Annotated in this window: 19 protein-coding genes; 17 read left to right on the forward strand and 2 right to left on the reverse strand. The window is 60.5% G+C overall.

Translation table 11 applies throughout. From position 1 onward, the window contains the following. Positions 1 to 4: 4 nt before the first annotated feature. On the reverse strand, positions 5 to 2,650 hold the full coding sequence (aceE, locus tag HRH33_RS03225) for a pyruvate dehydrogenase (acetyl-transferring), homodimeric type (protein WP_167416775.1): 2,646 nt from the start codon (positions 2,648 to 2,650) through the stop codon (positions 5 to 7). Positions 2,651 to 3,033: 383 nt separating this feature from the next. Between aceE and glnE the strand changes: the two genes are divergently transcribed. From glnE to HRH33_RS03305, 16 genes are all read left to right on the forward strand, one after another. Further along, a complete protein-coding gene (gene glnE / locus HRH33_RS03230; RefSeq protein ID WP_167416776.1) occupies positions 3,034 to 5,973 on the forward strand; it encodes a bifunctional [glutamate--ammonia ligase]-adenylyl-L-tyrosine phosphorylase/[glutamate--ammonia-ligase] adenylyltransferase in 2,940 nt (979 codons plus the stop codon). Between the two features lie 55 nt (positions 5,974 to 6,028). Continuing rightward, positions 6,029 to 7,063 carry a lipopolysaccharide heptosyltransferase II gene (gene waaF, locus HRH33_RS03235; RefSeq protein ID WP_034095554.1) on the forward strand — a complete coding sequence of 345 codons (1,035 nt, stop codon included), beginning with the start codon at positions 6,029 to 6,031 and terminating at the stop codon, positions 7,061 to 7,063. A gap of 1 nt (position 7,064) precedes the next feature. Then, positions 7,065 to 8,126 (forward strand): lipopolysaccharide heptosyltransferase I, encoded by a 1,062-nt coding sequence (gene waaC / locus HRH33_RS03240; RefSeq protein WP_034095555.1) that lies wholly within the window; start codon positions 7,065 to 7,067, stop codon positions 8,124 to 8,126. Then, positions 8,126 to 9,250 carry a glycosyltransferase family 4 protein gene (locus HRH33_RS03245; protein ID WP_167416777.1) on the forward strand — a complete coding sequence of 375 codons (1,125 nt, stop codon included), beginning with the start codon at positions 8,126 to 8,128 and terminating at the stop codon, positions 9,248 to 9,250. Before waaC ends, HRH33_RS03245 begins: the two co-directional genes overlap by 1 nt. Further along, positions 9,247 to 10,053, forward strand: a complete 807-nt coding sequence (gene rfaP, locus HRH33_RS03250) for a lipopolysaccharide core heptose(I) kinase RfaP (protein ID WP_167416778.1) — start codon at positions 9,247 to 9,249, stop codon at positions 10,051 to 10,053. Before HRH33_RS03245 ends, rfaP begins: the two co-directional genes overlap by 4 nt. Then, complete coding sequence (locus tag HRH33_RS03255; RefSeq protein WP_034136618.1) at positions 10,053 to 10,787, forward strand: lipopolysaccharide kinase InaA family protein; 735 nt, start codon at positions 10,053 to 10,055, stop codon at positions 10,785 to 10,787. Before rfaP ends, HRH33_RS03255 begins: the two co-directional genes overlap by 1 nt. Then, positions 10,784 to 11,536, forward strand: coding sequence for a lipopolysaccharide kinase InaA family protein (locus HRH33_RS03260; protein WP_167416779.1), 753 nt, complete (start codon positions 10,784 to 10,786; stop codon positions 11,534 to 11,536). The genes HRH33_RS03255 and HRH33_RS03260 overlap by 4 nt, the downstream gene beginning before the upstream one ends. Next, positions 11,536 to 12,978, forward strand: a complete 1,443-nt coding sequence (locus HRH33_RS03265) for a lipopolysaccharide kinase InaA family protein (RefSeq protein ID WP_167416780.1) — start codon at positions 11,536 to 11,538, stop codon at positions 12,976 to 12,978. The genes HRH33_RS03260 and HRH33_RS03265 overlap by 1 nt, the downstream gene beginning before the upstream one ends. Before the next feature lie 298 nt (positions 12,979 to 13,276). Then, positions 13,277 to 13,633: a YceK/YidQ family lipoprotein gene (locus HRH33_RS03270; RefSeq protein WP_123479568.1), complete on the forward strand. Its 357-nt coding sequence runs from the start codon at positions 13,277 to 13,279 to the stop codon at positions 13,631 to 13,633. A 142-nt stretch (positions 13,634 to 13,775) separates the two neighbouring features. After that, the gene (locus HRH33_RS03275) at positions 13,776 to 15,533 is read left to right on the forward strand and encodes a carbamoyltransferase family protein (protein ID WP_034136622.1); all 1,758 of its coding nucleotides are present in this window, start codon (positions 13,776 to 13,778) and stop codon (positions 15,531 to 15,533) included. Beyond that, the gene (locus HRH33_RS03280) at positions 15,517 to 16,647 is read left to right on the forward strand and encodes a glycosyltransferase (protein WP_167416781.1); all 1,131 of its coding nucleotides are present in this window, start codon (positions 15,517 to 15,519) and stop codon (positions 16,645 to 16,647) included. Before HRH33_RS03275 ends, HRH33_RS03280 begins: the two co-directional genes overlap by 17 nt. Next, positions 16,647 to 17,543 carry an antimicrobial resistance protein Mig-14 gene (locus HRH33_RS03285; RefSeq protein ID WP_034136624.1) on the forward strand — a complete coding sequence of 299 codons (897 nt, stop codon included), beginning with the start codon at positions 16,647 to 16,649 and terminating at the stop codon, positions 17,541 to 17,543. The genes HRH33_RS03280 and HRH33_RS03285 overlap by 1 nt, the downstream gene beginning before the upstream one ends. Then, positions 17,540 to 18,955: a PIG-L deacetylase family protein gene (locus HRH33_RS03290; protein ID WP_167416782.1), complete on the forward strand. Its 1,416-nt coding sequence runs from the start codon at positions 17,540 to 17,542 to the stop codon at positions 18,953 to 18,955. The genes HRH33_RS03285 and HRH33_RS03290 overlap by 4 nt, the downstream gene beginning before the upstream one ends. 56 nt (positions 18,956 to 19,011) lie before the next feature. Beyond that, the gene (locus HRH33_RS03295; RefSeq protein ID WP_034136626.1) at positions 19,012 to 19,896 is read left to right on the forward strand and encodes a DUF6625 family protein; all 885 of its coding nucleotides are present in this window, start codon (positions 19,012 to 19,014) and stop codon (positions 19,894 to 19,896) included. Then, positions 19,893 to 21,047 (forward strand): glycosyltransferase family 4 protein, encoded by a 1,155-nt coding sequence (locus HRH33_RS03300; RefSeq protein ID WP_123479566.1) that lies wholly within the window; start codon positions 19,893 to 19,895, stop codon positions 21,045 to 21,047. The genes HRH33_RS03295 and HRH33_RS03300 overlap by 4 nt, the downstream gene beginning before the upstream one ends. Next, on the forward strand, positions 21,044 to 21,928 hold the full coding sequence (locus tag HRH33_RS03305; RefSeq protein ID WP_034136628.1) for a glycosyltransferase: 885 nt from the start codon (positions 21,044 to 21,046) through the stop codon (positions 21,926 to 21,928). Before HRH33_RS03300 ends, HRH33_RS03305 begins: the two co-directional genes overlap by 4 nt. 46 nt (positions 21,929 to 21,974) lie before the next feature. Here HRH33_RS03305 and HRH33_RS03310 read toward each other — a convergent pair whose 3' ends face one another. Next, positions 21,975 to 23,828: a bifunctional O-antigen ligase/aminoglycoside phosphotransferase family protein gene (locus HRH33_RS03310; RefSeq protein ID WP_167416783.1), complete on the reverse strand. Its 1,854-nt coding sequence runs from the start codon at positions 23,826 to 23,828 to the stop codon at positions 21,975 to 21,977. Positions 23,829 to 23,985: 157 nt separating this feature from the next. On the opposite strand from HRH33_RS03310, the gene msbA reads away from it, so the two are divergent. Beyond that, positions 23,986 to 25,791 (forward strand): lipid A export permease/ATP-binding protein MsbA, encoded by a 1,806-nt coding sequence (gene msbA, locus HRH33_RS03315; RefSeq protein WP_034136630.1) that lies wholly within the window; start codon positions 23,986 to 23,988, stop codon positions 25,789 to 25,791. Positions 25,792 to 25,888 lie beyond the last annotated feature (97 nt).

The raw sequence follows: 25,888 nt of genomic DNA on the forward strand, positions 1-25,888 counted from the left end.
CTCCTCAGCAGTCCAGTGGGTTGCGTTTTTCCGGGTTGATCCCGAACTTGACGATGGCGTCAGCCACCACCTTGGGTTCGATCTCACCGCGGTCAGCCAAGGCTTCCAGGGCTGCCAACACCACGAAGTGACGGTCGACTTCGAAGAAGTGACGCAGCTTCTTACGGCTGTCACTGCGGCCGAAACCGTCGGTGCCCAGGACTTTGAATTCCTTGGAAGGGACCCACTGGCGAATTTGTTCGGCAAACAGCTTCATGTAGTCGGTAGAGGCGATGACCGGGCCCTTGCGGCCGGCCAGGCATTCTTCGACGTAGCTCTTCGCTGGTTTCTGACCCGGATGCAGGCGGTTGCTGCGCTCTACGGCCAGGCCGTCGCGGCGCAGTTCGTTGAAGCTGGTAACGCTCCACACGTCGGCGCCGACGTTGAATTCGTCACGCAGGATCTTCGCCGCTTCACGCACTTCGCGCAGGATGGTGCCGGAGCCCATCAGTTGCACGTGGTGCGCCGCTTCCTTGGTGTCTTCTTCGAGCAGGTACATGCCCTTGATGATGCCGTCCTCGACACCGGCCGGCATGGCTGGCTGCTGGTAGGACTCGTTCATCACGGTGATGTAGTAGAAAACGTCCTGCTGCTCTTCGGTCATCTTCTTCATGCCGTCCTGGATGATCACCGCCAGCTCGTAGCCGTAGGTTGGATCAAAGGTGCGGCAGTTCGGGATGGTGGCAGCCAGGATGTGGCTGTGACCGTCTTCGTGTTGCAGGCCTTCGCCGTTGAGCGTGGTACGGCCGGCGGTGCCGCCGATCAGGAAACCACGGGTACGGCTGTCGCCCGCTGCCCAGGCCAGGTCGCCAATGCGCTGGAAGCCGAACATCGAGTAGAAGATGTAGAACGGCAGCATCGGTTGGTTATGGCTGGAGTACGAAGTACCGGCCGCAATGAAGGAGCTCATGGCGCCCGCTTCGTTGATGCCTTCTTCGAGGATCTGGCCCTTCTTGTCTTCCTTGTAGAACATCACCTGGTCTTTATCGACTGGCTCGTAGAGCTGGCCGACGGAGGAGTAGATGCCCAGTTGACGGAACATGCCTTCCATACCGAAGGTACGGGCTTCGTCCGGGATGATCGGGACGATGCGCGGGCCGATGTCCTTGTCCTTGACCAGCTGCGCAAGAATCCGCACGAAGGCCATGGTAGTGGAGATTTCACGGTCGCCCGAACCGTCAAGGATGGCCTTGAGGGTGCTGAGGTCCGGCGTTGGCACGCTGAAGCTGTTGGCGCGGCGCTGTGGCACGAAACCGCCCAGTGCGGAGCGGCGCTCGCTCAGGTAGCGGGCTTCGGCGCTGTTCGGCTCCGGCTTGAAGAACGGCAGGTTCTCCAGTTCTTCATCCTTGACCGGGATGTCGAAACGGTCGCGGAACAACTTCAGGCTGTCGACATCGACTTTCTTGGTGTTGTGCGCGGTGTTTTTCGCTTCGCCGGCACCGGTGCCATAACCCTTGATGGTCTTGGCCAGGATGACGGTCGGTTGTTCTTTGTGGTTGACCGCTTCGTGGTATGCCGCATAGACCTTGTACGGGTCGTGGCCGCCACGGTTGAGCTTCCAGATCTCGTCGTCGGACAGGTCGGCAACCATCGCCTTGAGTTCAGGCGTGTTGAAGAAGTGTTCACGCACGAACGCGCCGTCTTTGGCTTTGTAGTTCTGGTACTCGCCGTCGATGACTTCGTCCATGCGACGTTGCAGGATGCCGTCGACGTCCTTGGCCAGCAGTGGGTCCCAGAAACGGCCCCAGATGACTTTGGTCACGTTCCACTGCGCACCGCGGAACACGCCTTCGAGTTCCTGGATGATCTTGCCGTTGCCGCGAACCGGGCCGTCGAGGCGCTGCAAGTTGCAGTTGATGACGAAGATCAGGTTGTCCAGTTTTTCGCGGCCGGCCAGGGAGATGGCGCCCAGGGATTCCGGCTCGTCACACTCGCCGTCGCCCAGGAAACACCAGACCTTCTGCTTGCCTTCAGGGATGAAACCGCGGGCTTCCAGATACTTCATGAAGCGCGCCTGGTAGATCGCCTGGATCGGGCCCAGACCCATGGATACGGTCGGGAACTGCCAGAAGTCCGGCATCAGCCAAGGGTGCGGGTAGGACGACAGGCCCTGACCGTCGACTTCCTGGCGGAAGTTGTTCATTTGTTCTTCGCTGATGCGGCCTTCCATGAACGCACGGGCGTAAACGCCTGGGGAGGTGTGGCCCTGGAAGTAGATCAGGTCGCCGCCATGTTCGTCGGTCGGGGCCTGGAAGAAGTAGTTGAAGCCGATGTCATACAGGGTTGCGCTGGAAGCGAAGCTGGAGATGTGACCGCCCAGGTCCGAATCTTTCAAGTTCGTGCGCATTACCATCGCCATGGCGTTCCAACGTACCAGCGAGCGAATGCGGCGTTCCATGAACAGGTCGCCAGGCATGCGTGCTTCGTGGGTAACGGGGATGGTGTTGCGGTATGGCGTGGTGATGGCGTAAGGCAGTTGCGAGCCGCTGCGGGTCGCGAGTTCGCCCATACGGGTCATCAGGTAGTGAGCACGGTCTTCGCCTTCTTTGTCGAGAACCGATTCCAGGGCGTCCAGCCATTCCTGGGTTTCGACGGGATCGAGGTCTTGCATGGCTTGCTCCAGGGCGGAAAGGCTACCAGAATCGGTTGCCTGAAGTTTGCGACTGGCCTTGTGGGCAGACGACATAAATTCTTGGATGGCCGAAGGTTGCTTCGGCGTCCTGTAGTTTTACTACAAATCGTCGGCCATTTCAGCCTTTCGAATGTATATACGAGTAGTAAAACTACACAAGACTGAGCGTATGGCTCGGTCTGGCTGGTGAGCATAATCGTTATTGTTGATCTTTTGCGAACAAGAAAAGGTAGAAGTTTAATGTTGCCTGCCAAAATTAAAGTGTTTTCAGCTATTTCTAACTTTTGTTCGACAGTCCTTCATTCAGCGTGGTGCCTGCACGTCTCGCTACAAGCCTTTTACGCGCCGACCAAGGATAGACCATGAGCCTTCCAACGCTGGCCGAATTGCCGGCCATTCTGCTCCCAGCTGCCCAGCGGGCCGAGCAGTCATTTCGTGACGCAGTGGCCGCGCTGGATGACGATCATGGCCTTTCTGAATGGACGCCGCAACGCTGGGCCGACTTCGCCCGGGTGTGCGCCGCCAGTGATTTCGTTATTGAACAGAGCCTTCGTGACCCTTTGATGTTGCTCGAACTGGCCGCCTGGGGCGAGCTGGACCGTGGTTTCGCACCTGGCGAGCTATGCGGGCAAATTGCTGGCGCGGTGCAACAAGCCGAAACAGAAGATGAGCTGGGCCGTGTGCTGCGTCGCCAGCGTACCCGCCAGCAAGTGCGCATTATCTGGCGTGACCTGACGCGCCAGGCCGATCTGGTGCAAACCTGCCGCGACCTGTCCGATATGGCCGACGCCAGCATCGACCAGGCCTACCAGTGGCTGTACCAGCGCCACTGTGTGCAATTCGGCACGCCCACCGGGCGCCGCAGCGGCGAGGCCCAGCACATGGTGATCCTCGGCATGGGCAAGCTCGGTGCGGTTGAGCTGAACCTCTCGTCGGACATCGACCTGATCTTCGCCTACCCCGAAGGCGGCGAAACCGTGGGGGTGAAGCGTGCGCTGGATAATCAGGAATTTTTCATCCGTCTTGGTCAAAAATTGATCAAGGCGCTCGACCCGATGACGGTCGACGGCTTTGTCTTCCGCGTGGATATGCGCTTGCGCCCATACGGTTCGGCCGGTGCGCTGGTGCTGAGCTTCAATGCGCTGGAACAGTATTACCAGGACCAGGGCCGCGACTGGGAGCGCTACGCCATGATCAAGGCGCGGGTGGTGGCTGGCGATCAGGTGGCGGGCGCGCAATTGCTCGACATGCTGCGGCCGTTCGTCTACCGGCGTTACCTGGATTTTTCCGCCATCGAAGCACTGCGCACGATGAAGCAACTGATCCAGCAGGAAGTGCGGCGCAAAGGCATGGCCGACAACATCAAGCTGGGCTCGGGCGGCATTCGCGAAGTGGAGTTTATCGCCCAGGCGTTCCAGCTGATCCACGGCGGCCGCGACTTGAGCTTGCAGCAGCGCCCATTGCTTAAAGTGCTCGGCACTCTGGAGGGCCAGGGCTACCTGCCGCCGGCGGTGATCGCCGAGTTGCGCAACGGTTATGAGTTCCTGCGTTACACCGAGCATGCGATCCAAGCGATTGCCGATCGCCAGACCCAGATGCTCCCCGACAGTCCGCAGGATCAGGCGCGCATTGCCTTTATGTTGGGTTTTGCCGACTGGGCCGCGTTCCATGAACGCCTGATGTACTGGCGTGGCCGGATTGACTGGCACTTCCGCCAAGTCATCGCCGATCCGGATGAGGATGAAGGCGAAGAAAGCGAGCTGGTGGTAGGCGGTGAGTGGTTGCCGCTGTGGGAAGAGTCCCAGGACGAAGACGCCGCCTGCCGGCAGTTGGCCGAAGGCGGTTTCACCGATGCACCCAAGGCACTCAAAGCCCTGGCCAGCCTGCGCGGCAGCCCGCAACTGCGCGCCATGCAGCGCCTGGGCCGTGAACGGTTGGATGCGTTTATTCCGCGCCTGCTGGCCCAGGCCGTCGAGCATGCCAACCCGGACCTGGTGCTGGAACGCGTGTTGCCGCTGGTCGAAGCCGTCGCGCGGCGTTCGGCATATCTGGTGCTGCTCACCGAAAACCCTGACGCCCTGCGTCGCCTGTTGACCCTGTGCGCCGCCAGCCCCTGGATCGCCGAGCAGATCACGCGTTTCCCGCTGTTGCTGGATGAATTGCTCAATGAAGGGCGCCTGTTCAAGCCGCCGTTGGCGCCGGAACTGGCCGCCGAACTGCGCGAACGCCTTACACGCATTCCCGAAGATGACCTTGAACAGCAGATGGAAGCCCTGCGCCATTTCAAGTTGGCGCATCGCCTGCGTGTGGCCGCCTCGGAAATCGCCGGCAGCCTGCCGTTGATGAAAGTCAGCGATTACCTGACCTGGCTCGCCGAGGCGATCCTCGAACAGGTCCTCGCCCTGGCTTGGCGCCAGACCGTGGCGCGCCACGGCTCGCCGCAACGGCTGGACGGCACCTTGTGCGATCCTGGATTCATCATTGTCGGCTACGGGAAAGTCGGCGGCATCGAGCTGGGGCATGGTTCCGACTTGGACCTGGTGTTTATCCACGACGGCGACCCGCATGCCGAAACCGATGGCGCCAAGCCGATCGACGGTGCGCAGTTCTTTACGCGCCTGGGTCAGCGCATCATTCATTTGCTGACGACCCAGACCAACTCCGGCCAATTATATGAAGTGGACATGCGCCTGCGCCCGTCTGGCGCATCCGGGCTGTTGGTGAGTTCGTTGGGGGCGTTCGACCGCTATCAACAAAATGAAGCCTGGACCTGGGAACATCAGGCGTTGGTCCGCGCCCGCGTGCTGGTCGGTAGCCAGGACGTTGGCCAGGCGTTCGAGCAAGTGCGTGCCAGGGTGCTGGGGCGCGAGCGTGACCTGGCGACGCTGCGCCAGGAGGTCAGCGAGATGCGCGCCAAGATGCGCGACAACCTGGGCACCAAGAGCACTGCGGCCGGCAAGGGCGCCAATGCCTTCGAAGCCTCGGCGTTGTTCGACCTCAAGCAGGACGCCGGAGGTATCGTCGATATTGAATTTATGGTGCAATACGCGGCTTTGGCGTGGTCTGCGCAACATCCATCGTTGCTGCGCTACACCGACAATATCCGCATTCTGGAAGGCCTGGAGCAGGTGGGGTTGATGCCCGCCGCCGATGCCCATCTGCTGCGTGAGGTGTATAAAGCCTACCGTTCCGCCGCGCATCGTCAGGCCTTGCAGAACGAGGCCGGTACGGTGGCCGGGGATCAGTTCGTCGAGGAGCGGCGCCAGGTGATGCGAATCTGGCAGGAACTGGGATTGAGCTGAAGACACTATTAGGGCGGGGAGGCATAAGCCTCCCCGCATCGTTTGTGGAAACTACATGAATATTCTGATCGTTGGGCCCAGTTGGGTCGGTGACATGGTGATGGCACAGACACTGTTCCAGTGCCTGCGCGCTCGCCATCCAGATTGCCAGATCGACGTGCTCGCCCCTGAGTGGAGCCGGCCGATCCTTGAGCGCATGCCCGAAGTGCGCAAGGCTTTGAGCTTTCCGCTCGGCCACGGCGCCCTGGAACTGGCGACCCGTCGTCGCATCGGCAAATCCATGGCCGGCGAGTACGACCAGGCGATCCTGCTGCCCAATTCGCTCAAGTCGGCGCTGGTGCCGTACTTTGCCGGCATCCCCAAGCGCACCGGCTGGCGCGGCGAATTTCGCTATGTGCTGCTCAACGACGTGCGCACGTTGGACAAAACCCGCTATCCGCTGATGATCGAACGCTTTATGGCCCTGGCCTACGCGCCGGGTGCCGAGTTGCCCAAACCCTATCCGCGCCCGAGCCTGCGGATCGACCCGGTCACCCGCGACGCGGCGCTGGCCAAGTTCGGCCTCAGCCTGGATCGCCCGGTGCTGGCGCTGTGCCCCGGCGCCGAGTTCGGCGAGTCCAAGCGCTGGCCTTCGGAGCATTACGCCAAGGTCGCTGAGATGAAGATCCGCGAAGGCTGGCAAGTATGGTTGTTCGGCTCGAAGAACGACCACTCGGTGGGCGAAGACATCCGCCAGCGTCTGATCCCGGGCCTGCGCGAAGAAGCGGTAAATCTGAGCGGCGACACCTCGCTGGCCGAAGCGATCGACCTGCTGTCCTGCGCCGATGCGGTGGTGTCCAACGATTCCGGCCTGATGCACGTGGCCGCGGCGCTGAACCGCCCGTTGGTGGCGGTGTATGGGTCCACCTCGCCGGGCTTCACCCCGCCGTTGGCCGACAAAGTGGAAGTGGTGCGCCTGGGGCTTGATTGCAGCCCGTGTTTCGAACGCACCTGCCGTTTCGGCCACTACAATTGCCTGCGCCAGTTGCTGCCGCAGTCGGTCAGCGAAGCCTTGCAGCGGTTGCAGGGCGACGTGGTTGAGGTTCACTGAGTTGCGGGTACTGGTAGTCAAGACCTCATCCCTGGGCGACGTGATCCACGCCTTGCCGGCACTGACCGACGCGGCGCGGGCGATCCCCGGCATTCAATTCGACTGGGTCGTGGAAGAGGGCTTTGCCGAAATCCCCACCTGGCACCCAGCGGTAGACAAGGTGATCCCGGTGGCGATCCGCCGCTGGCGCAAGAACCTCTGGCAAACCTTCAAGAGCGGTGAATGGCGGCGCTTCAAGCAGCGCATCCAGGCGACCAAGTATGACTTGGTGATTGACGCTCAGGGCCTGTTCAAAAGCGCCTGGCTGACCCGTTACGTACGGGCGCCGGTGGCCGGCTTTGATAAAAACTCCGCCCGTGAGCCCATCGCGGCGCGTTTTTACTCCCGACGTCTGGCCGTGGCTCGTGGGCAGCACGCGGTGGAACGCTTGCGTCAGTTGTTCGCCGTAGCCCTGGGTTATGACTTGCCCAAAGGCTTGGGCGACTACGGCCTGAGCGTCGACAAGTTGCTCGGCCTGCCACCGAAAAAGCCCTTCGTGCTACTGCTGCATGGCACCACTTGGGACACCAAGCACTGGCCGGAAGCCTACTGGCGCGAGCTGGCCGAACGCATGGGGCGCCTGGGCGTGGACGTGAAGCTGCCCTGGGGCAACGCCACGGAAAAAGCCCGCGCCGAACGCCTGGCTCAAGGGCTGGCGAACGCCGAAGTATTGCCCAAGTTGAACCTGGCCGGCGTGGCTCGGGTATTGGCCGGCGCCCGCGCTTGCGTGGCGGTGGATACCGGCCTGGGGCACTTGGCGGCGGCGCTGGATGTGCCGACCATCTCCCTGTTCGGCCCCACCAATCCGGGCCTGACCGGCGCCTACGGCAAGGCGCAGATTCACCTGGCCAGCGATTGGTCCTGCGCGCCGTGCCTGCAAAAACACTGTACCTATCAACCGACGGCCGACGACCTGCGTCGGTTCGACATCGCGCGCGAATCGCCCCTGTGCTTCACGCGCCTGAACCCTGAGCGTGTGGCAAGCCGACTGAGCACGTTGTTACTGGCTGAGGAACTGCACTGATGCAACTGGCTTTTGTTCTGTACAAATACTTCCCCTTCGGCGGCCTGCAGCGTGACTTCATGCGCATCGCCCTGGAGTGCCAGCGGCGCGGCCATCAGATTCGCGTCTACACGCTGATCTGGGAGGGCGATATTCCGCCCGGCTTTGAAGTGCTGGTGGCGCCGGTCAAAGCGTTCTTCAACCATCGGCGCAACGAAAAACTCAGTGCCTGGATGGAGGCCGACCTGGCCAAGCGCCCGGTGGACCGTTTGATCGGGTTCAACAAGATGCCAGGCCTGGACGTGTACTACGCTGCCGACGGTTGTTTTGAAGACAAAGCACAGAACCTGCGCCATTCGCTGTACCGCAGTTTTGGTCGTTACCGCCACTTCGCCGAATACGAACGTGCAGTGTTCGCCAAGGACGCCAAGACCGAAATCCTGATGATTTCCGAAGTGCAGCAGCCGCTGTTCATCAAGCACTACGACACCCCGGTGGAGCGCTTTCACCTGCTGCCGCCGGGCATCGCCCAGGACCGTCGCGCACCGCCGGACGCCGCCGCAATCCGCGCAGGGTTCCGCAAGGAATTCAACCTGGGCGAGGATGACCTGCTGTTGGTGCAGATCGGCTCCGGCTTCAAAACCAAGGGCGTCGACCGCAGCCTCAAGGCGCTGGCCGCGTTGCCCTCGGAGCTGAAAAAACGCACGCGTCTGTTTGTAATCGGCCAGGACGACCCCAAAGTATTCCAATTGCAAAGCGCCACATTGGGGCTGGGCGATAACGTGCAGTTTCTTAAAGGGCGCAGCGATATCCCGCGTTTCCTGCTGGGCGCCGACCTGTTGATCCACCCGGCGTATAACGAAAACACCGGCACCGTGCTGCTTGAGGCGCTGGTGGCCGGGTTGCCGGTACTGGTCTCGGCGGTGTGTGGTTATGCCCATTACATCGCCGAGGCCGACAGCGGTCTGGTGCTGAATGAGCCGTTCGAACAGGCTCAGTTGAACGAGTACCTGGCGCGCATGTTGACCGATTCTGCACAGCGCGCGGCCTGGAGCCGCAACGGGTTGGCTTTCGCTGAGACGGCCGACCTCTACAGCATGCCGCAGCGCGCTGCGGATGTGATTCTGGCGGAGCCAAAGCCATGAAGTTGATGCTTGCCGAACCCTTCAAGAGCCTCTGGGCCGGACGCGATGCGTTCGCCGAAGTAGAGCGGCTGGAAGGCGAGGTGTACCGCGAACTGGAAGCCCGACGCACCTTGCGCACCGAGGTGGACGGCCGTGGCTACTTTGTGAAGATCCACCGGGGCATCGGCTGGGGTGAGATCGTCAAGAACCTGGTCACCGCCAAGCTGCCGGTACTCGGCGCCGGGCAGGAATGGCTGGCGATCCAGCGCCTGCAGGAAATCGGTGTGCCGACCATGACTGCCGTGGCCTACGGCGAGCGCGGCAGCAACCCGGCGGACCAGCATTCGTTCATCATCACCGAAGAGCTGGCGCCCACGGTCAGCCTGGAAGACTTCAGCATTGATTGGGTCAAGCAGCCACCGCAGCCGCGCCTCAAGCGCGCGCTGATCGCCGAAGTGGCGCGCATGACCGGCATGATGCATCGCGGCGGGGTCAACCATCGTGACTGCTACATCTGCCACTTCCTGCTGCACACCGACACGCCGGTCACGCCTGATCGCTTCAAGTTGTCGGTAATCGACCTGCACCGTGCCCAGACCCGGCCGAAAATCAGCCTGCGCTGGCGCAACAAAGACCTGGCCGCGCTGTACTTCTCGGCGCTGGACATCGGCCTGACCCGTCGCGACAAGCTGCGGTTCCTCAAGGGTTACTTCCAGCAGCCACTGCGCCAGATCCTGGCCGAAGAAAGCGCTTTGTTGCAGTGGCTGCAAGGCAAGGCCGACAAGCTCTACGCGCGTAAACAGCGATACGGGGATGCGCTCTGATGGCGGGCTGGAACCTGGAACCGGCCTACGCCGGCCTGGCGGAAGACTTTGGCAGCCTCGACGCGGTGTTCGCCCTGCAAGGAGAGCGGCTGACCCGCGATCCGTTGTCCGAAGTGATCCGAGTGGAGCGCGCGGGGGTCAATTATTACGTCAAGCGCTACGTTGGCGCCGGCAAGGGCTTGCGTCGCTACCTGGGCAAGCCGCGGGTCAAGTCCGAATGGCAGAACCTCAAGCGCTTTGCCAAATGGGGCATTCCCACCGCCGATGTGGTGGCCTGGGGCTTGGAGCGTAAAGGCCTGGCCTATGATCGCGGCGCGATGATCACCCGTGAATTGCCCAAGACCGAAGACCTGTCGGCGCTGGCCGATCGCAACGACCCCCGTCTGCGCGATCCGCGCTGGGTCGATGGGGTCAGCCGCCAGCTCGCCGAATACACCCGCACCATGCACGATCACCGCTTTACTCATAACGATTTGAAGTGGCGCAACCTGCTGATCGACGACCAGCAGACCCTGTATCTGATCGATTGCCCCAACGGCGATTTCTGGCGCGGGTTCTGGCTCAAGTACCGCATTACCAAAGACCTGGCCTGCCTGGACAAGGTGGCCAAGTATCACCTGTCGGCCACCCAGCGCCTGCGCTTCTATCTGCAATACCGTCAGCGCCAGCACCTGAGTGCATCGGACAAACAGCGTATTCGCCATGTGGTGAAGTTTTTTGAGGGGCGCGAATGAGTGATTTTGTGGCGGCTGAAGACCGGGCTTTGTTGGAGCGCAACGGTCTGGCTACGTTCGACGCCTTGTGGGCCAAACAGCTCGACGCAGTGGACGAACCGAATACCAGTCGCGGTGGCTGGAGTAGCGTGTTTCGCCTGGAGCTGGAGGGGCAGGGGTATTACCTCAAGCGTCAGAGCAACTACCTGACCCGCAGCCTTCATCGCCCATGGGGCGAGCCGAGCTTCTCCCGCGAGTTTCGTAATATCAGCCGTTATCGCACGCTGGGTATCCCGGCCTTGCAGGCGGCGTTCTACGGTGAACGCAAGGTGGCCGGCGAGTACCGCGCGATGCTGCTGACCCGTGCCCTCGACGGCTGGAACGACTTGGATTCGCTGCTGGAGGAGTGGCCTTCGCTCAGCGATGCCCAGCACCGCGCCATCCTGCGGGCATGCGGCGAACTGGCGCGCCGGCTGCATGGCGTCGGCCAGGTGCATGGCTGTTTCTACCCCAAGCATATTTTCCTGCAGGCCACCGGCGAAGGTTATGCCGCGCAGTTGATCGACCTGGAGAAAACCCGCCCGTTGTTGTTTGGCTGGCGGGATCGGGTCAAGGACCTGGAGCCGTTGCTGCGCCGTTCCCCGCAATGGTCCGACGCACAGGTGCGCCAGTTGCTGGCGGCCTACCTGGACCAACCTGAAGACAGCGCAGAGGTCGCCACTTGGCTGCAACGCCTGACGACCCGGCGCGGCCACAAGGAGAAGCGCTGATGCGCCTGTCGGAGCTGAAAAACGCCGGCCGCACCCCAAGCCTGCCCCTGACCTTGGACCTGGCGGACGCCGCCGGCCCCGGTCAACTGCAGCTGTTGAGCCTGTTGCGCGTGTTGCCGGGCGAGCGCTATGTCGGCGCGGCCGTCTGGCGCGGGCGCGTAGTGCTGGCCAAGTTGCTGGTAGGCAGTAAGGCGGCGCGGCATTTTCAGCGTGAGCTCAGCGGTGTTCGCCTGTTGGCCGAACAGGGCCTGATCACGCCTTTGCTGCTGGCCGACGGTTTGCAGCAAGGCGAGGGTGGCTGGTTGCTGTTCGAATTTATCGAGGGTGCCGAAAGCCTGGCCGATGCCTGGCAGGCGGTCCAAGGTTTGCCGCCCTTGGCTGATGAGCAAACGGCGGTGCTCGCCGAAGCACTGGGCGCGATTGCGCAAATGCACGCCAAAGGCTTGTGGCAGGAAGACCTGCACCTGGACAACCTGCTGCGCAAGGACGGCAAGCTGTACCTGATCGATGGCGCCGGAATTCGCGTCGAAGAAGCCGGCAAGCCGCTGTCGCGCAACCGGGTGCTGGAAAACCTCGGGGTGTTTTTTGCGCAATTGCCGAAGAATCTTGAGCCGTTTACCGAAGAGTTGCTGGTGTATTACCTGCTGAGCAACAGCGAACATGCCTTGCCCCTGGAAGCCCTGGAAAAACAAGTACGCAAGGTCAGTGCCTGGCGTTTGAAGGACTTTCTGGAAAAGGTCGGCCGCGAATGCACGCTGTTCAGTGTCGTGCGCGGTGCTTTTGCCTTGCGCGCGATCAGGCGCGAGGAAGTGCCCGCAATGCTGCCGGTGCTGGAGCAGGCCGATGTGTTGCTGGACCAGGGCCATTTGTACAAGACCGGCGGTGCGGCCAGTGTGGCCAAAGTCGAGGTGGCCGGTCGGCCGCTGGTGATCAAGCGTTACAACATCAAGGGCTTCGCCCATTGGCTCAAGCGTTTTTGGCGCCCGAGCCGCGCCTGGCATTCCTGGCGCGAAGGCAATCGCTTGGCCTTCCTCGGCATCGCCACGCCCAAGCCGTTGGCGGTATTGGAGAAGCGTTTTCTCTGGCTGCGCAGCCGTGCGTACCTGATCACCGAATACCTGCCGGGCCCAGACATCATCGAGCGTTTCGCGCCCTACGTTGAACACGGCGACGCGCCGGAAAACGAGCTGCAGGCGCTGGATCATTTATTCGCCGAGCTGATCCGCGAGCGCATCAGCCACGGGGATTTCAAGGGCCATAACCTGTTTTGGCACGAAGACCGTTGGGCCCTGATCGATCTCGATGCGATGTGCCAGCACCGCAGTCTCGCCAGCTTCGCCCCGGCCTACGCCAAGGACCGCGCGCGGTTTATGCGCAACTGGCCGCAGGACAGTGCGTTATATCAACTGATCGACCAGCGGTTGCCCAAGCAACCCACCTGATCGCTCTGACCATCAGAATGGAGGCTCGGCGTCGGCAGTCGCGCCGGTTTTTGCTCAACCCGTCGCTGCCCGCCAGGGTGGCAGCGCCAGGGTTAAGCGGGTGAGGCCGCTCATCGAACAGTCGTAAATCAGTGGCGTTTTGGAAGTGAGCGCACAAAGGGGCGCGACTTTAGTGAACCGGGCGATTTCTTTCATTCGGGAATCTTCCTACGCGGCTAATCGACGCGTCCGTACTGGGACTTCATGGCGGGCGGTGCTAGCGTGGCCGTTCCTGAGTAAATGGACCAAAGGAGCGGACATGCGGCATTTATCGAGGGTCATCTGGCTGGTTGGGATACTGGCATTGGTCGGTTGCGGCACGATCAACACCGTGTTTCGCCCGGACGCCGTGACCAGCCAGAATCTCAAGGACTCGCGCAGCCATTGCGAAAACGTGCCGCGCATCTACAGCGGCGTGCTGTACGGGTTTTGTACGCTCAACGGTGAACCCAAGCCTGAAAGAAGCCTGAACGATCCAAGCCTGTCGAACAGTACCGGCAACGCTCTACCGATCATCGCCATCGAATTCCTGGGGTCCGGCGTGCTGGATACCCTGGTCCTGCCTTATACGATCTACCGCCAGAACAAAGACGGCAGCATCGAGATCTACCGCTAGGCCCACTTGCCGCTTGCCGCTAACAGCTTCCCACTGCTTTTAAGCTATAATCCCGCCCTTTAGCTGTTTCCCGCCCGCGCGGGAGGCACACTTTTTTCAGGCGCGACCCGCCTGCATGCAGACTAAAAGAGGCTAGACCCCTGTGGCATTGACGATTCTTGGCCTGTCCGGCGCCCTTAGCCATGATCCTTCCGCAGCCCTGTATATCGACGGCAAGCTGATTGCGGCCGCCGAAGAAGAGCGCTTCGTACGCGACAAACATGCAAAGAACCGCATGCCCTACGAATCGGCGAAGTTCTGCCTGGAACAGGCCGGCATCAAGCCTTCCGACGTTGACGTGGTGGCGATCCCATTCGCCCCGATCAGCCTGTTCGGCGAGGCGCGCTGGCACTACGCCAAGCGTTACTGGTACGCCCCGGACCGCGCCCTCGACGCGATCCTGATGGGCAACCGCCGCTACAAGCGCTACCGCAACAAGATCGTGTGGTGCCTGGAGCAACTGGGCTTCGATCCGAAGAAGATCAAGATCGAGCCGGTTGAGCACCACCTGGCCCACGCCTCCAGTGCCTACCACTGCTCGGGCTTCCAGGAAAAAACCGCGATCCTTGGCATCGACGGCAAGGGTGAGTACGCCACCACGTTCTTCGGCTACGGCGAGAACGGCAAGATCCACAAAATCAAAGAATTCTACGACCCGGATTCCCTCGGCGGCCTGTACGGCGCGATCACCGAGTTTCTCGGTTTCGAGATGCTCGACGGCGAGTTCAAGGTCATGGGCATGGCGCCCTATGGCGATGCCAGCAAATACGATTTCTCGCGTTTGGCTTCCTTTGAAAACGGCGAGCTGGTGATCAACACCGATTACGCCAACGTCATCGGCCTGCGTCGCTACAAAGAGAAGGGCAAGGGCTTCTACTTCTCGCCGAAACTGATCGAGTGGCTGGGCCCCAAGCGCGAAGGCGACATCGCCGACGAGCCGTACATCCACTACGCCGCCAGCATGCAGGCGCTGTTCGAGAAGCTGGCCCTGCAGATGATCGACCATTACCTGGGCGACATCCTCAAGGACACCGGCAAGCTGGCCTTCGCCGGCGGTTGCGCGCTGAACGTCAAACTGAACCAGAAAATCATCGCCCGTGACGACGTGAAAGAGCTGTTCGTGCAGCCTGCGTCCGGCGATGCCGGTACCGCCGTCGGTGCGGCCGCCTATGTATCCCACGCTCGTGGTGTGCCGGTGGAGAAGATGGAACACGTCTACCTCGGCCCGTCCTACAGCAACGAAGATGTGATTGCCGCGTGCGCCAAGCACGAGAGCAAGCCGAACTGGCGCAAGATCGAAAACATGCCGCAGCGCATCGCCAAGATCATGGTCGACGGCAACCCGGTGGCCTGGTTCCAGGGCCGCATGGAGTTTGGCCCGCGTGCGCTGGGCGGTCGTTCGATCATCGGTTGCCCGAGCGCCACCGGCGTGGCCGACCGCATCAACCACCAGATCAAATTCCGCGAGCGTTGGAGGCCTTTCTGCCCGTCGATGCTCGACACCGTGGCCCCGCAAATGATCAAGGTCGATCACCCGGCGCCGTTCATGACCTTCACCTTCGAAGTGGCTGAAGAGTGGAAGACCCGCGTGCCGGAAGTAGTCCATGAAGATGGCACCTCCCGCGCCCAGGTGCTCAAGCGCGAATACAACCCGCGCTACTACGACATGATGAAAGAGCTGGAAGTACTGACCGGCAACGGCGTGTCCCTGAACACCTCGCTCAACCGCCGTGGCGAAGCGATGATCTGCTCGCCGACCGACGCGCTGAACATGTTCTTCGGCTCCGACCTGCAATACCTGATCATGGAAGACATCCTCGTGGTCAAGGACGGTGTGGACCCTTATGACGCGCTCGGCTGATCGCCACGTCCTACAGTTCTGCCATGGCTATGACGGGCCTTTCCTCGATTGTGCGCGACAGTACGCCAGTTTGTTTGCAGGCTCCGGCTATAAGGTGACCACGGTGTTTCTCACCGGGGTCCCCGACCCTGCCGTGGCCGCGGCGTGTGCCAGCGATGAAGTGCTGTTCATGGCGTTCAGTTCCAAGGCTATCCGTGGCCTGAAGCTGTCGGCCATCGCGCAGTTGCGCAAAATTGCCGCGTCGCGCCATTTCAGTTTTTGTATCGCCCACCGATTCAAGCCGATCTATATCGCCTTGCTGGGCAGCCGTTTGCCCGTGATCGGTGTGCATCACGCCTTCGGCGACTACCAGCGCCGCAGCCGCAAGCTGTTCGCCGGGATTTTCCGTAAACGCCTGAGTTTGCTGGGTGTGTCCGATGCGGTGCGCGACGATATGCGGCGTTGCCTGCCCGACTGGCCCAGCGAGCGTATCCAGACCTTGTACAACCGCGTTGATGTCGACGCGTTGCAGGCCAGCCAGGTCTCGGTAGGCGAGGCGCGCGATGCCTTGGGGCTGTCGCCGGATGCGTGGGTGGTCGGCAATGTCGGCCGCCTGCACCCGGACAAGGACCAGGCCACGCTCCTCAAGGGCTTCGCCCTCGCGTTGCCGCACCTGCCGGCCGCAAGCCGTCTGGCGATTCTTGGCAAAGGGCGCCTGGAGCAAAGCCTCAAGCACCTGGCACAGGAGTTGGGTATTGCCGACCAAGTGTTGTTCCTCGGTCAGGTGCCGGATGCGCGTCGATATTTCCGTGCGTTCGATGCCTTTGCCCTGAGTTCCGATCACGAACCCTTCGGCATGGTGCTGCTCGAAGCGATGGCGGCGGGCGTGCCGCTGCTGGCTACGGCGTGCGGCGGGGCGCGGGAAGTGGTCGAAGGCGTGGGCGTCCTGTTTCCCTTCGGCGATGCCGAACATCTCGCTCAGGGGCTGCGGCACTTGGCTGCGATGGATCAGCAACAGCAGCGGCAGTGTGCCCAAATGATGCTGGAGCGCCTGCGCACGCGTTTCTCGGATCGGGCGGTACGCGATACTTTCTGGCAATTGCCGCACGTTATTGAACTGACCGCGGGGGCTTGATGCTCAATCGATTCCAAGGCTGGCGCGAGCGCGGCTGGTCCGTCGTCGACGCCCCTGTCTACAGCGAGGCCTGGGGGCGTTTTGGTGGCAGTGTCGCCACTCATCCGCAAATCGTTGAGCGCCTGGCGGGGCTGGCGGATATCCCGGTGCGTTATCTGGCATGGGAGCAAGGCGGTGAGCTGCAAGCTTGCATCGCGACCTGGGGGCGGGATTTGGCACTGTCCAAAGACGTCCTCAAGCAGCGGGGTAAAAAGGGGCTGTTCGACCTGGGCAACGCTGAATTGATCCTACCGGCCTGCGCCCAGGCACAGGCACCGTTAAGGCACCGGGCGCGCTACCTTTCAGCCCTCAATGAAGGTCGTTTCAGCGGTCTCAAGCTACAGGCCGAACAACTGGCCATGGCACGGCCCCCGGAAGAGCTATCGAAAAAATTCCGCTACAACCAGCGCCGCGAACTGCGTCTGCTGGAGGAAGCTGGTGGCTCGGTACGGCCGGTGAGTGAGTTTTCCAGCACCGAACTTGGCGCGATGTACTGCGATTTATTTTTACGCCGCTGGGGCTTTGTCGCTACGGGCGCCGAGCGCATGGCCGAGGTGATCGAGTTACTGCGCGAGTGGTTGATCGGCTCGGTGATTTTTCTCAACGATGCTCCTGTTGCCATCCAGTTGGTATACCGGGTCGAGTCACCCGAGTGGATCAGTGTGGAATACGTCAACGGTGGCGTCGATCCCGAAACCCGGGCATTCAGCCCAGGCAGCGTGCTCAGTTTCCTCAACACTCAAAGTGCTTGGGAGCAGGCTCGTGAGGTCGGCAAACCCTTGCGTTTTTCCTTTGGGCGTGCGGATCGGGAGTACAAGGATCGCTGGTGCAATCCCGTGCCGGTGTACACCGTATGAGCCAATCCCAGAACCGTAAGCAGGCACTGCTCAAGCGTCATCGCCGTAATAAGCGGCTGGGGCTGGTGGTTGCGTTGTTGCTGTTGGTCGTGGTGGGAGTAACGGTGGCGTGGTGGCTGCCGCTTTTATTAGCGGTCTTGGCGTGGGTTGCCCATGAGGCCTGGTTTGCCGACCATCTCTTCTACTCGCCCAAGGACGACTATCGGTATCAGTTCGCAGCCGATGCCGAGCAGCCCTCCGTCATTCTGGACAAGGGGCGGCTGATGCTCTGCGAGCCGCTGGCGTTGTCGGGGGATGAGACCCTGATCCTGGCGCTGCGCATCAAAAGCAGCCTGGCAGGGCGTTTTATCGACCCCTTCATTGCTCTGTCGACGGATGATCGCCAAACGTTCGAGCGGGGCGTGGACGGCCTGCGTTATCTGAACCTCACGGGTCAGGCGCACGCGTTGCTTGAGGGCGGTCTGGCGCTAAAAGGGCGATGGTGCCGGGTACTGGGTGAGCCTGTGCTTTCGGTATGGCGCCAGCCTGATGTGCGACAGCAGCGAGTAATGGTCATTGCGCCCCATGCCGACGATGCCGAACTTGCCGCGTTTGGTTTGTACAGCCAGGCGACCCAGCCGTGGATCGTCACATTGACCGCTGGCGAGATCGAAGCCGAGCATTATCAGCGAATGGGCCTGACCACACGGGATGCAGCACGGCTCAAGGGCCGCTTGCGTGCCTGGGACAGCGTTGCCGTACCTCGTTGGGCAGGTGTGCCCCAGGAAAACTGCGTGCAGCTTGGGTATTTCTGCCTGCAATTGGCGGCAATGCAGGCCGAGCCTGATCTGGCAGTGGGCTCCCGGGAGGCAGAATTGAGTGATATCCGCCCGTTTCGCCAGTTCAACCCCTTCCCGCTACCGGCTGATGGGGATGGGCGGCCAACCTGGAACAATCTGTTGGCCGACTTACGCGCGGTGTTGTTGAAGGCGCGTCCTGAGGTCATCGTGCTGCCCCATCCGGTGCTCGATCCCCATCCTGACCACGTCTGCGCGCAGGAGGCGGTTTTGCAAGCTTTGCAGGGACTGGAGTGGCAACCCACCACATTGCTGGGCTATGCCAATCACCTGCACGACAACGATCGCTGGCCGATGGGGGACTCTGGAAATGGTGTCGCTTTGCCACCATCCTTTGATCCGGCTTACACTCTGCGGCCCTACTGCTTGTCGCTACCCGCAGAGATTCAACGTGACAAGGCTATGTCGCTGGGGATGATGCATGACCTGCAGCCGAAGATGCCGTTGAAACGGCGCGTGCGACGCGTCATACAGTGTTTGTTGGCCGGTAGGAAGGTGTCTCCCTGGGGGGAAAACGAGTTTTTCCGCAAAGCCGTTCGGCGCCATGAACTCTTCTGGGTCATAAAACCCAAGTAACGTTACGCAACGTGAGGGGCGCAGAGTGCCCCCGTTAATATGACAGTGAGTCCGTTTTGAATAATCCGTGCCCCAGCATTCTCTTTCTTATTCCGTATTTTGGCCGCTGGCCATTCTGGATGCCTTTCTTTCTGGAAAGCTGTCGGCGCAACCCGGATATTGACTGGCTATTATTCAGCGACTGCCCTATTCCGGAAAACGTCCCGGAGAATGTCAGGATCGAAAGCACGACATTTGACGAATACTGCGCGTTGGTATCCCAACGCTTGAGCATCCGCTTCGGGCCTCAGGCGCCTTACAAACTGTGCGACATCAAACCCGCGCTGGGGTACATCCATGCGGATCGCCTCACGGGTTATGATTTTTGGGCATTTGGTGACCTGGACCTTATCTACGGCAACCTGCGTCGCTATTTCACTGCCGAGCGGTTGGCCGGCTATGACCTGTTCTCTACCCATGAACGGCGGGTCGCTGGCCATTTGTGCCTGATTCGCAACACCGCTGAGATGCAGCGTGTTTTTATGCGGATCAAGGATTGGGAGGCGCGCTTTGCTGATGAAGCGCATCATGCGCTGGATGAAGGTGCCTTCAGCCGAATTTTTCTGTGGCGTAAGAATTTCCCGAAGCCGCTGTTTGAGTTGGTGGGAAAGTTCAACCCCTGGCGTCGACGTAGCGATTTCACTGAAGCGTTCAGCACACCGGGTGGCGTGATCAAGTGGCACGACGGCAGTGATCGCTTTCCCCATCAGTGGTTCTGGAAGGACGGTCGCTTGACCAACGACAGGGACGGCGAGCAGGAATTTCCCTATTTCCATTTCGTGTGTTGGAAACGAAATCAGTGGCCGTTGTTGCCAGAGTCGAGCGCGGAGTACATCCAGGCGCTGGCTGCTGAGCCATCCTGGGTCGTTGATGCCACCGGTTTCCATCGAGGAGAGTTATGAGTCGGCGTTTCAAGGTCCTGCAATTACAGCCTGACTACAATGTCAAATCCCATGATTTTGCCGACCTGGCTGAGCAGATCGTCAAGGCATTGCCCGCAGAGCGCTATACAGTCACGGCGGCATTCCTGCGCGGCCGTCCTGGGCCGACGGACCCGGTCAGTCGCGCCGAAACGTCCGTTTATTTCGAGTTTTCCGACAAGTCCCTTAAAGGGATGAGGCTGCGCGCGATGTGGCGGCTCTATCAATTCTGCCGCAAGGAAAAGTTTGATGCCGTCGTGTGCAACCGCTTCAAGCCGGTCAACATGATGTTGCAGTTGAACCGCTGGTTGAAAATTCCTCTGTGTATCGGCATTTCCCACGGCTTTGGTGAATATGATCGTCTGTACCGGCGCAAGCAGGCCTCGCGCTGGATCGACGAACACTGGCGGTTTGTCGGAGTTTCGCCTGCGGTCAAACAGTACCTGCTGGATTGCCAGTGCGGATTTACCGACCAGAACACCTACGCCATTACCAATGCTATCGATATCGAACAGGCCGAAGCCTTGCAGCATCCGCGGGAGCGCGCGCGTCAGTTGTTGGGCATCGACCCTTCGGTGCGCTTGATCGGTGCCTTGGGGCGTCTGGTCCCCGTGAAGGGCCATACCTATTTGTTGCAGGCATTCGCGGCGCTTAAAGATAAATACCCTAATGCGCAGCTCGCCATTATTGGTGCGGGACGTGAGCAGTCCAACCTCGCGGCCCAAATCCAGAGCCTTGGCCTGGCAGGCCGAGTCCATTTGCTGGGATTCAAGGAGAACGCACTGCAATATGTGCGGGCCTTCGATATCTGGGCAATGCCCTCGCTGGCAGAAGGTCTCGGACTGGCCTTGCTGGAAGGCATGAGCGGCCGCTTGCCGGTGATCGCCTCCAGCGTGCCGGCCATGCTTCCGCTGATCGAAGGCGCGGGTGGCCTGGCGGTGGAACCGGCCAATGTGCCCGACCTGACACAGGCGCTGGATACCTACTTGGCGTTGCCCGATGAAGCCCTCGCTCAAAAAGGCGAGCAGGCTTACCAGTACCTCCAAGCGCAACACGATATTGAAGTGTTTCGCCAGCAATACCTGAAGTTGATTGATTCAGGCTTGGCTCAAGTAGACAGGAACAACGTATGAACCAGAGTCAGCCCTTGGTCACTGTGATCATTGCGTCTTACAACCACGCTCCCTATATCGAGCAGAGCATTCTCAGCGTCCTGAATCAGACCTACTCCAATATCGAGTTGCTGGTGATTGATGACGGTTCGACCGACGACAGCGTAGAGCGTATTCGTCGCTTGCAGGAGCGTTACTCGTTCGACTTTCGTGTCCAACAGAATCAAGGTCTTACCAACACGCTCAATGGCGCTGTGGCACGGTCCCAGGGGCCGTTGGTTGTGCCGTTCGGTTCTGATGACATCATGTTGCCGGAGCGCATAGCCACCCAAGTCGCCTATATGGACGGTAAGCCCGAAGTCGGTATCTGTGCCGGCAATATAGAGCTGATCGATTCGAACGGCGAACTGTTCCCAGAGAAACGCCAGCGCCGGGATGTACCCTTCCGGCGGCTTGATTTCGATGACATGTTTCTGGAGCGCAAACCTTATCCGCCAGCGCCCACGCTGATGATTCGGCGCGAGGCGCTGGAAAAGGTCGGCGGGTTCGACCCCGAGATCCGTCTGGAAGATTTGTTGATCGAGCTGAAGATCACCCGCGCCGGGTACTTCATCGATGGCCTGAATGTGCTGATGGCTCGCTACCGCAAACACGCCACTAACTCATACAAGAATCATCGATTCATGATCGACAACATCCTGCGCTCATACGCGCTGTTCAGCGATCATCCTCGCTATGACGAGGTGCGTTACAAGTTTCTCAGCTCGATGTTCCTCAAAACCGCCAACCGCGATCGCACATTGGCGCGTGAGCTGCTCGCGCAGATTCCGTTCCGCGCGTGGAACAAGAAAACCTGGCGTGGTTTGAGCCGGCTGTATCTTTCTCCATTGGAAAAAGACTGACATCGCTGCCCGGCGCCCCAGCTTCGAGGCGCCTCTTGCTAGGGCCTCAAGTCGCGGGGCGAGTGAGCGTCAGCACCTGTTCGCGGATTTTGCCAGTGGCGTGTGCCGATGCAACCGATGCGTAGCCGCTGACCAATGGTTCGAAGTGCGTGTCGAATAGCCAGTTACGGTCCTGCGGATAGCGTTGCATGTGCTTCAAGTTACGCTGTCGCAGGGCGCTGCGAAGCGCTGACGGGTAGATGCGCATGTCGGCCAGGTCTATAAGCCCGAACTCACCGTCCTCCAAGAGCAATACATTGCCCAAATGCAGGGAGCGGAAATAAACGCCGCGCTCATGCAACACGGCCATGAATCGGCCTAGTCGCTCCACCAGCGCTTCTCGAACGCCGCTGTCGAGGCTTTGCAGGGCCTGGCGTACCGTCAAGCCGGTCAGGGGCTGATAGCGCACAGCACTGCTGCCATCGCGCAAGCTATACACATCGAGAATGCGTGGCGCAGCAATGCCCAGTTGCTGCAGATGTTGGCTGTTGGTGGCGAAGCGCTGGGAGTAGGGGTTGAACCCGCCGGAGGTATACCAGCGCCGAGCCCTGAACAGTTTGAGGAAACTGCCGTCCTCCAGGCGCAATACTTTGGGGCCGAGACCGTCCTCTTCTATCACCTGCGCGCCTTTGGATAGCGCTTCGAACGCCTGTGGGGCAGGTGTCTGCACCGCCATACCCAGCAGACTGCGACGGCGCTGTGCAATGCTCAGGCCGGCGATCAGCGCCAGGGGGATCCACAGCAGGAACCAGTGTTCCTTAGGGCGCGACAGGATGCCGCCACCTTCGGTCAAGCCGGCGCCGATGCCGTACGCCAATAGGGCCGATGTCAGCAGGAACAGCGGTTGTGCGCGTTCCTTGAAGCCTATGTACAGCCCCCAGCCCAGCATGAAGATCCATGGGATGAACCCGATGATGCCGACGTAATAGAGCACGCCGAGGGCAAAACTGTGAGGTTCGTACAGCTCGTAAGCGTCCACGACCAGCGACAGATCCGAGTTGAAACTGTGGCCGATCCACGGGTGTTCCGCGATGCGGTGTAGCGTCATGCTCCACAATTCAAGACGGTACGAACTGCCTCGTTCGGTAATCGCCTCGGGATAAAACAGCAAAAGCGCCGCAGCGCCCAGTACCAGCGTGGCGATCATCATTGCCGAACGGCGATTACGTCGCACGAAGGCGATCCAGAAGGCTGCCAATGTCAGGGCAACCAGCGGGGTGCGTGAGCCGGTCGCCAATACCGCGAGCGTCATCACCGCCAGCGCGGGAGCGCTGAACCACAGTACTCGCAACCGCTGGGCGGTTATGCAGATGTACAGCCAGTAGATGCAGAAGAAGCCGAATACGTGGGAGCTGAGCAGCGGGTTATCGAGGGCGCCGCGACCGCCGATCATGCGCATGCTCGGCTCGAAGCCTTTGGCGAACGCAATCAGGTTGGCCAGGCAGACGATCAGCGCAATTACCGCCGCACTGAAGAAGATCGGTTTGAACATGTCGTTGCGGTAATGCAGCAGCAGCCCACAGCCGGCAAACAGCATGAATGTGTGCAGCGGTCGCTTGAACAGGTCGGAATCCACCGTGGGTTGCGGGCTCCAGAGCAGCGTGGTCAACGCCCACGCACAAAACACCAGAAACGCGATCACCAGCGGCTCGCGCAACAGCTCCTTGATTTCCCTGGGGCGCAGGCACAGCAACAGCAAGGTCGGCGCGCTGAAAAGTCCGTAGTAGAACTTGTGCAGCACATTGCGGTTGGTCACGAAGAACAGCGAACTTAAAAGCAGTAATAAACCTATGGGTAGAATCCATAGAACCAGGAAGTCGAAAACGCGATTTGCGCCATAGCTGAGGCGGTTGGAGTGCATACAGAAAGCCATTCCAGAAAGAGAAAGCCGACCATCTTAAAGTAGTGGCTATATAATGTCGCCGATTGAGGCCGGCCGGGTGTTGGGTCATGCCGGGTGCAAGTACAACAGAGAAGCTGTGCTAAAGTCAGCCTCCTTTTTTAAAACGCCGCGTGATATGACCGACTCCAGTCCGAGCGCAAGCCCTTCGAGCTTGAAAATATATTTCCGCCTGCTCAGTTACGTGAGGCCCTACGCGGGCTTGTTCGCGTTGAGTATCGTCGGATTTCTGATTTTCGCGTCGACCCAGCCGATGCTGGGTTACATCCTTAAATATTTTGTCGACGGCCTCTCCAACCCAGAAGCGGTGCTGTTCCCAACAGTGCCATACCTGCGTGACCTGCAATTGCTGCAGGCTGTGCCGCTGTTGATCATTTTGATCGCGGCCTGGCAGGGCCTGGGGTCTTTCCTGGGTAACTACCTGTTGGCCAAGGTCTCTCTGGGGCTGGTTCACGACCTGCGGGTGCAGTTGTTCAACAACCTGTTGACGCTGCCCAACCGCTACTTCGACAACCACAACTCCGGGCACCTGATCTCTCGCATCACCTTTAACGTGACCATGGTCACCGGTGCGGCGACAGACGCGATCAAGGTGGTAATCCGCGAAGGCATGACAGTGATCTTCCTGTTCGCCTCCCTGCTGTTCATGAACTGGCGCCTGACATTGGTGATGATCGCCATCCTGCCGTTGATCGCGGTGATGGTCAGCACGGCCAGCAAGAAATTCCGCAAGCAGAGCAAGAAGATCCAAGTCGCCATGGGCGATGTGACCCATGTGGCTTCGGAGACCATCCAGGGCTATCGCGTCGTGCGCAGCTTCGGCGGCGAAGTCTACGAGGAGAAGCGTTTCCTCAAGGCCAGCCAGAGCAATACCGACAAGCAACTGCGCATGACCCGCACCGGAGCCATCTATACACCGGCGCTGCAACTGGTGATCTACACCGCCATGGCCGTGTTGATGTTCCTGGTGCTGTACCTGCGTGGCGATGCGTCGGCGGGCGATATGGTGGCTTACATCACCTTGGCCGGTCTGTTGCCCAAGCCGATCCGCCAGCTGTCGGAAGTCAGCTCGACCATCCAGAAAGGCGTGGCCGGTGCCGAAAGTATTTTCGAACAGCTCGACGAAACACCGGAAGTCGACCGCGGTACTGTCGAGCGTGACAAGGTCAGCGGCCGCCTGGAAGTGCGTCAGCTGAACTTCACTTACCCAGGCACCGATCGCCATGTGCTCAAGGACATCAGCTTTACCGCCGAGCCTGGGCAGATGATCGCCCTGGTGGGGCGTTCCGGCAGCGGCAAATCGACGCTGGCCAGCCTGATCCCGCGTTTCTATCACCATGAAAGCGGTGAAATCCTGCTCGACGGCGTAGAGATCGAAGATTACAAACTGCTCAACCTGCGCAAGCACATCGCCCAGGTGACCCAGCACGTAACCCTGTTCAGCGACACCGTCACCAACAACATCGCCTACGGCGATCTGGCCGGCGCGCCCCGGGCCGATGTTGAAGCGGCGGCGGCGGACGCCTATGCCAAGGACTTCATCGATCAGTTGCCCAAAGGCTTTGATACCCAGGTGGGTGAAAACGGTGTGCTGCTGTCAGGCGGCCAGCGCCAGCGTCTGGCAATTGCCCGTGCCTTGTTGAAGAACGCGCCGCTGCTGATTCTGGACGAGGCCACATCGGCCCTCGACACCGAATCGGAACGGCATATCCAGGGCGCGCTGGATAAAGTCATGCAGGGCCGCACCACCCTGGTGATCGCCCATCGTCTGTCCACCATCGAGAAGGCCGACTTGATTCTGGTGATGGACGACGGTCGGATCGTCGAGCGTGGCACCCATGCCGAGTTGCTGGCCCAGAACGGCTATTACGCCCGTCTGCATGCCATGGGCCTGGATGCCCCGGTCTCGGCGGATATCACTTAAGCCCGCCTGCGCTACGGCTGACGATGGCGGGGGAGTGCGCTCCCTCGCCATACCATCTTCTGTCACACCCCCCACAAGCCTGCTGTAACCCTGTGCT

Origin of the sequence: Pseudomonas rhodesiae, from assembly GCF_013285305.1 — a bacterium.
Classification (GTDB): Bacteria; Pseudomonadota; Gammaproteobacteria; order Pseudomonadales; family Pseudomonadaceae; genus Aquipseudomonas; species Aquipseudomonas rhodesiae.